Here is a 6657-nt window from a genome sequence, read left to right on the forward strand (position 1 = left end):
GTTGTCACTACTTTAGCCGATTTCCCTGGCGGCTCATAATCGAGTCATTCGAAACGAATTTCGGAATGCCGAAACGAACCCCGATCGGGGTGATCGTCTTGAGTAGTGAGTGGCCGCTCCCCGGGGTGCTTGAACAAGCAGGCCGGGTTCCAACGGCTCGGGCCACGTTAGTCGGTCGTCCTCGGCGAGTCAAGCCTCCGCTTGCGGGGGGTGTGAGGCCGGTACGGGCTGACCGTCGGGTCCTCCGTGATCCAGAAGCGCCAGGGGTGCGGAGCGCCTTCGCCGCCGACGCCCGTGCGGGGGCCGCTGCGGATGCGGTCCGGGTCCGGGGGCGTGCCTGTGAGGAGGGCGAGTGGCCCGTTCTGACCCGCGCAGGTGTCCGTGCCGTTCAGGGAGAGGGCGACGTCGAGGGCCGTGGCCAGGCGGGCCGGCCCCTTGGCCAGCTCGTGGTCGGAGCGGGCCGAGCGGCGGCGGGGGCGGGCCTGGTCGGCGCCCTCGACGATTTCACCCGCGCGCAGCAGGACACCGCTCGCGTGGCCCTCGGGGCCGCACACCAGGTTGAGGCAGTGCCACATGCCGTAGGTGAAGTAGACGTACGCGTGGCCGGGCGGTCCGAACATGACGGCGTTGCGTGCGGTGCGGCCCCGGAAGGCGTGTGAGCCGGGGTCGATCGCACCGGCGTACGCCTCCACCTCCGTGAGGCGCAGTTCCATCCGGCCCTCGTCCGTGTTGCGGACGAGGGTGCGGCCCAGGAGGTCGGGGGCCACTTCCAGAACGGGGCGGTCGAAGAAAGTCCGCGGGAGCGGCGTACGGTCGGGGCTCTCGCTCATGCCGTCCGAGCGTACCGGGGACCGGAGGGGAACCGGCTACGGTCGTCGCGCGTATGTAGGGGTCAGGACCCGAGAAGGAGTGGAAGTCATGGGATTCAAGAAGCTGCTCGCGAGCCTGGGTGCCGGCGGGGCCACCGTGGAGACGGTGCTCACCGAGGAGAACGTCGTCCCCGGTGGGGTCGTCCAGGGTGAGGTGCGGATCCAGGGCGGCAGCGTCGACCAGCAGATCGAGGGGCTCTCCGTCGGGCTGCAGGCGCGGGTCGAGGTCGAGGGCGGCGACCAGGAGCACAAGCAGGACATCGAGTTCGTGAAGATGCGTCTCGGCGGTGCCTTCGAGGTCAAGGCCGGCGCCGTGCACGTCGTGCCGTTCGGTCTGGAGATCCCGTGGGAGACGCCGGTCACCGCCGTCGCCGGGCAGCAGCTGCGGGGGATGAACATCGGGGTGACGACCGAGCTGGAGATCGCGCGGGCCGTGGACTCCGGTGACCTGGACCCGATCAACGTGCACCCGCTGCCGGCGCAGCAGGCGATCCTGGACGCCTTCATCCAGCTGGGCTTCCGGTTCAAGAGCGCGGACATGGAGCGCGGGCACATCCGGGGGACGCGGCAGAAGCTGCCCTTCTACCAGGAGATCGAGTTCTTCGCGCCGCAGCAGTACCGGGGGCTGAACCAGGTCGAGGTCAGCTTCGTCGCGGACGAGCGCGAGATGGACGTCGTCCTGGAGATGGACAAGAAGCCGGGTCTCTTCACCGAGGGCAGCGACTCCTTCCGCGCGTTCAAGGTGGGCCTGCACGACTTCCACACCACCGACTGGGCGGCTTACCTCAACCAGTGGCTCGCCGAGGTCGGCGGTCGGCGCAACTGGCTCTAGGCTCGGGACCGTCAGCGTTGACGGACGATTCGGAGGTACTCGACGTGTCCGAGGGCAAGAGGGCGCCGCTCCCCCATGACTTCCATCCGCCGGTGGCGGCGTTCACCGTGGTGAGCGACGACGTCGCGCCGGGCGGGGTCCTGAAGGACGCTCAGGTGTACGCGGCGGGGAACACCTCGCCGCACCTGAGCTGGGAGGGGTTCCCCGCGGAGACGAAGAGCTTCGCGGTCACCTGCTTCGACCCGGACGCCCCGACGGGCAGCGGCTTCTGGCACTGGGTGCTGTTCGACATCCCGGTGTCGGTGACGGAGCTGCCGGCCGGTGCCGGGTCCGGGTCGTTCGAGGGGCTGCCGGCCGGTGCCGTGCACGCGCGGAACGACTACGGCTCCAAGGAGTTCGGCGGCGCCGCTCCCCCGGCGGGGGACCCGGCGCACCGGTACGTCTTCACGGTGTACGCGGTGGACAAGGAGAAGCTCGGTACGGACGCCGACACCTCGCCGGCGGCCGTCGGGTTCAATCTGCGGTTCCACACGCTCGGCCGTGCCCAGCTGATCGGTGAGTACGCGGCTCCTGCGGCGGCCTGATCGTTCGTTTGTTGTTTGCCCGCTTCTGGTCTTGGAGAGATCAGAAGCGGGCATCTTTTGTTGCGCAGGAAATTGCGTTGTCCGACCCGGCCGGCCCGGCCATCGTTGATCCAAGCCCGGAGCCCCGTGTGGGGGCTGGGGCCGGCACACGGGAGGTGGGCAACATGCGGGACACGCTGGTACTGAACGCGAGCTTCGAGCCGCTTTCGACGGTCACACTCAACCGTGCGGTGGTGCTTGTCCTGCAGGACAAGGCCGTCGTCGAGCAGGCCCATCCCGAGCTGAGGGTGCGGGGTGCCGCCGTCGACCTGCCGGTCCCGCGGGTGATCAGGCTCTGCAGGTACGTACGGGTGCCGTTCCGAAGACAGGCCCCGTGGTCGAGGAGGGGGGTGCTGGTCCGGGACCAGCACCGGTGCGCGTACTGCGGGCGGCGGGCGACGACGGTCGACCACGTCGTGCCGCGGGCGCAGGGTGGTGGGGACAGCTGGCTGAACACGGTCGCCTCCTGTGCCGAGGACAACCACCGCAAGGCGGACCGGACGCCGGAGCAGGCGGGGATGCCGCTGCTGCACCAGCCGTTCGAGCCGACTCCGGCGGACGCGATGCTGCTCGCGATGCGGGCGAGCGAGCGGTCGGCGCTGCCGGCGTGGCTGGCGGACTCGGCCGCGTAGGGACGTGGTCCACAGGCGTGCGGAAGGGCCCGCCTCCCCCGGTGGGGAGGCGGGCCCTTCCGTCGTCGCGGTCAACCGAGGGTCAGCTGGAGGATGGCCACGATGCCGACCGCGATGATCACTCCGCGCAGGACCGTGGGGGGCAGCCTGCGGCCGACCTTGGCGCCGAGCTGGCCGCCGAGGGTGGAGCCGAGGGCGATGAGCAGGACGGCCGTCCAGTCGAAGTCGGCGACGAAGAGGAAGAAGACGGCGGCGACTCCGTTGACCAGGGCGCCGAGGATGTTCTTGACGGCGTTGATGCGCTGCAGGTCGTCGTGGAGCAGCAGGCCCATGAGGGAGAGGTAGAGGACTCCCTGGGCGGCGCCGAAGTATCCGCCGTACATGCTGGCGAGGAGGAGTCCGACGAGGAGGACGGGGCCGCCGTCGGGGTGGGCCTCGGTGCCGGTCTGCTCCCGGCGCCGCTTCACGGCTGCGGCGATACGGGGCTGGAAGAGGACCAGGACGAGTGCGAGGCCGATGAGGATGGGGACGATCGCGTCGAAGGCCTCGGACGGCAGGGCCAGGAGCAGGATCGCGCCGATGAGGCCGCCGATGAGGGCGACGCCGCCGAGGCGCAGGACGCGGGCCTTCTGGCCCTTGAGTTCGCGGCGGTAGCCGATGGCTCCGCTGATGGAACCGGGGACGAGGCCGAGGGCGTTGGAGACGTTCGCGGTGATCGGGGGGAGTCCGGTCGCGAGGAGGACCGGGAACGTGATGAGCGTTCCCGATCCGACGATGGTGTTGATGGTGCCGGCGCCGATGCCGGCGGCGAAGACAGCCAGGGCTTCCCAGATGGACAAAGCCGTTCCCTCACATGGTCAGTGGCTCGCCTCCCCGCCCTGTCGTGCGGCAGGGTCGAGGGGCTCGCACCGATCATGCACGGATTACGTGTACGTGTCAGTCAACCCTGGGTTCTTCTCGCCTCGCGGACGGAACGTCCTTGGCGGGGGAGGACGGTGCGCCCGGGCCCATGTTCCCGAGGGCGCCGGAGAGGCCCTTGAGGGCGTCGCCGATCTCGCTGGGCACGATCCAGAGCTTGTTGGCGTCGCCCTCGGCGATCTTCGGGAGCATCTGGAGGTACTGGTACGAGAGGAGCTTCTGGTCCGGGTCGCCGGCGTGGATGGCCTCGAAGACCGTGCGGACGGCCTGGGCCTCGCCCTCGGCCTTGAGGGCGGCGGCCTTGGCCTCGCCCTCGGCGCGCAGGATGGCGGACTGCTTCTCGCCCTCGGCGGTGAGGATGGCGGACTGACGGGTGCCCTCGGCGGTGAGGATCGCGGCGCGCTTGTCGCGCTCGGCGCGCATCTGCTTCTCCATCGAGTCCTGGATGGAGGTCGGCGGCTCGATGGCCTTGAGCTCGACGCGGTTGACGCGGATGCCCCACTTGCCGGTGGCCTCGTCGAGGACGCCGCGCAGGGCCGCGTTGATCTCCTCGCGGGAGGTGAGGGTCCGCTCCAGGTCCATGCCGCCGATGATGTTGCGCAGGGTGGTGACGGTGAGCTGCTCGATCGCCTGGATGTAGCTGGCGACCTCGTAGGTGGCGGCCCGGGCGTCGGTCACCTGGTAGTAGATGACCGTGTCGATGTTGACGACCAGGTTGTCCTGGGTGATCACCGGCTGCGGCGGGAACGGGACGACCTGTTCGCGGAGGTCGATCCGGTTGCGGATCGAGTCGATGAACGGGACGACGATGTTGAGTCCGGCGTTGAGCGTGCGGGTGTAGCGGCCGAAGCGCTCCACGATCGCCGCGCTCGCCTGCGGGATGACCTGGATCGTCTTGATCAGGGCGATGAAGACGAGCACCACCAGAATGATCAGGACGATGATGACTGCTGACATCGTGTTCCCCGTGCCCTTCGCTGCCGGTTGTCTGCCGGGTTGCTTTCGATGATCGAGTTTCCCAGATGGCGGAGCGTCATGGGCGAGGTTCGGTCACATGACCACGGCGGTCGCCCCGTCGATGTCCACGACGTCGACCCGTTCGCCCGGTTCGAAGGTCTGGCCGGTGTCGAGGGTGCGGGCGGACCAGACCTCGCCGGCGAGCTTGATGCGGCCTCCGCTGCCGTCGACCCGTTCCAGGACGACGGCCTGACGCCCCTTCAGGGCGTCGACTCCGGTGGCGAGTTCGGGTCTGCCGTCGCGGTGGCGGGCGGCGATCGGACGTACCACCGCGATGAGCGCCACGGAGACGACGACGAAGACGAGCACCTGGGCGACGACTCCGAAGCCGAGGGCGGCGGTCACCGCCCCGGCGACCGCTCCGACGGAGAACATGCCGAACTCCGGCATCGCGGTCAGGACCAGCGGAATGCCGAGCCCCACCGCGCCGATCAGCCACCAGACCCACGCGTCGATGTCCACGTGGTCATGGTAGGGCGGTGGGGTCCTTCCGGGACAGGGCGCGGGCGGCTGTGCGGGTCGCCGGTGCCCCGGCCGGTCACTTCAGGGGCAGGCCGTGGGCGGTCCAGCGGTCGCCGACGCGCTCGACGACGAGCGGCAGGCCGAAGCAGTGCGAGAGGTTCCGGGAGGTGAGCTCCATCTCCACGGGGCCGGCGGCGAGGACCTTGCCCTGACGGATCATCAGGACGTGGGTGAAGCCGGGGGCGATCTCCTCGACGTGGTGGGTGACCATGATCATGGAGGGGGCGTACGGGTCGCGGGCGAGGCGGCCGAGGCGGCGGACCAGGTCCTCGCGGCCGCCGAGGTCGAGGCCGGCGGCGGGCTCGTCGAGGAGGAGGAGCTCCGGGTCGGTCATCATCGCGCGGGCGATGAGGGTGCGCTTGCGCTCGCCCTCGGAGAGGGTGCCGAACCTGCGGTCCAGGTAGTCGCTCATCCCGAGCCGGTCGAGGAAGGCCTTGGCGCGCTCCTCGTCGACCGGGTCGTAGTCCTCGTGCCAGGTGGCGGTCATGCCGTACGCGGCGGTGAGGACGGTCTGCAGGACGGTCTGGCGCTTGGGGAGCTTCTCCGCCATCGCGATGCCGGCCATGCCGATGCGGGGGCGGAGGTCGAAGACGTCGGTGCCGACGCCGCCGAGCTGCTCGCCCAGGATGTGGGCGGTGCCCTTGGTGGGGAAGAGGTAGCTGGAGGCGATGTTCAGGAGGGTGGTCTTGCCGGCGCCGTTGGGTCCGAGGATCACCCAGCGCTCGCCCTCCTTGACCGACCAGGAGACATCGTCCACCAGAGCCCGTCCGTCGCGGACCACGGATACGTCCACCAGCTCCAGTACATCGCTCATGAGCGCGTTGTCTCCCCTTGCGGTCGAGTCTTGTCGTCGCCTTGCGCCGATGGGCGCGGCGTCCAGGGGAAAACCTACGTTATCGACGGAGCGGACCGGTCCGTAGGGCTTCCTTTGAGTCCTTAGTCTGGGGGGATGCTTTCGGAACCACGCTCAGGACGTCTGGCCGCCTGGGGCAATGCCCTGCTGGCCGGGGCGGTGTCGCCGGACGAGGCGGCGCTGGCGATTGTCGGCGAGGACGCGGTGCACCGCGTGGAGGGGCTGCCCGGTGAGGCGGAGCCGGTGGGGCTGACGCTCGCGCTGGGCCGGCTGCGGCGGCTCGGGGTGACCGGGTGGCGGGTCGCGCTGCCGGCGCCGGGCCATCCGCTGGGGCTGAGCGGGCCGCCGGACTTCAACGCGCGCGCGTTGGAGGCGGAGGAGGCGGTGGTGG

General features: G+C 69.9%; 8 protein-coding genes and 1 pseudogene. 4 read left to right on the forward strand and 5 right to left on the reverse strand.

The features are described 5' to 3' along the window. Positions 1-167: 167 nt before the first annotated feature. Positions 168-830: a DNA-3-methyladenine glycosylase gene (locus K7G60_RS37935; RefSeq protein ID WP_225805524.1), complete on the reverse strand. Its 663-nt coding sequence runs from the start codon at positions 828-830 to the stop codon at positions 168-170. An 88-nt stretch (positions 831-918) separates the two neighbouring features. On the opposite strand from K7G60_RS37935, the gene K7G60_RS37940 reads away from it, so the two are divergent. From K7G60_RS37940 to K7G60_RS37950, 3 genes are all read left to right on the forward strand, one after another. After that, positions 919-1701 carry a sporulation protein gene (locus K7G60_RS37940; RefSeq protein WP_225805525.1) on the forward strand — a complete coding sequence of 261 codons (783 nt, stop codon included), beginning with the start codon at positions 919-921 and terminating at the stop codon, positions 1699-1701. 44 nt (positions 1702-1745) lie between these two features. Next, positions 1746-2285 carry a YbhB/YbcL family Raf kinase inhibitor-like protein gene (locus tag K7G60_RS37945; protein ID WP_225805526.1) on the forward strand — a complete coding sequence of 180 codons (540 nt, stop codon included), beginning with the start codon at positions 1746-1748 and terminating at the stop codon, positions 2283-2285. 164 nt (positions 2286-2449) lie between these two features. Next, the gene (locus tag K7G60_RS37950; RefSeq protein ID WP_093876792.1) at positions 2450-2956 is read left to right on the forward strand and encodes an HNH endonuclease; all 507 of its coding nucleotides are present in this window, start codon (positions 2450-2452) and stop codon (positions 2954-2956) included. 71 nt (positions 2957-3027) lie between these two features. On the opposite strand, the gene K7G60_RS37955 is transcribed toward K7G60_RS37950, so the two are convergent. From K7G60_RS37955 to K7G60_RS37970, 4 genes are all read right to left on the reverse strand, one after another. Continuing rightward, the gene (locus K7G60_RS37955; protein ID WP_225805527.1) at positions 3028-3795 is read right to left on the reverse strand and encodes a sulfite exporter TauE/SafE family protein; all 768 of its coding nucleotides are present in this window, start codon (positions 3793-3795) and stop codon (positions 3028-3030) included. Between the two features lie 97 nt (positions 3796-3892). Next, positions 3893-4831, reverse strand: a complete 939-nt coding sequence (locus K7G60_RS37960; RefSeq protein ID WP_225805528.1) for an SPFH domain-containing protein — start codon at positions 4829-4831, stop codon at positions 3893-3895. 93 nt (positions 4832-4924) lie between these two features. Beyond that, positions 4925-5353, reverse strand: a complete 429-nt coding sequence (locus K7G60_RS37965; protein WP_225805529.1) for an NfeD family protein — start codon at positions 5351-5353, stop codon at positions 4925-4927. 76 nt (positions 5354-5429) lie between these two features. Then, positions 5430-6227 (reverse strand): ABC transporter ATP-binding protein, encoded by a 798-nt coding sequence (locus K7G60_RS37970; protein WP_225805530.1) that lies wholly within the window; start codon positions 6225-6227, stop codon positions 5430-5432. Between the two features lie 135 nt (positions 6228-6362). Between K7G60_RS37970 and K7G60_RS37975 the strand changes: the two are divergent. Beyond that, a pseudogene (locus tag K7G60_RS37975) lies at positions 6363-6657 on the forward strand (hypothetical protein); the annotation flags it as partial.

The organism is Streptomyces sp. NK15101 (assembly GCF_020400725.1).
Taxonomy (GTDB): Bacteria; Actinomycetota; Actinomycetes; order Streptomycetales; family Streptomycetaceae; genus Streptomyces.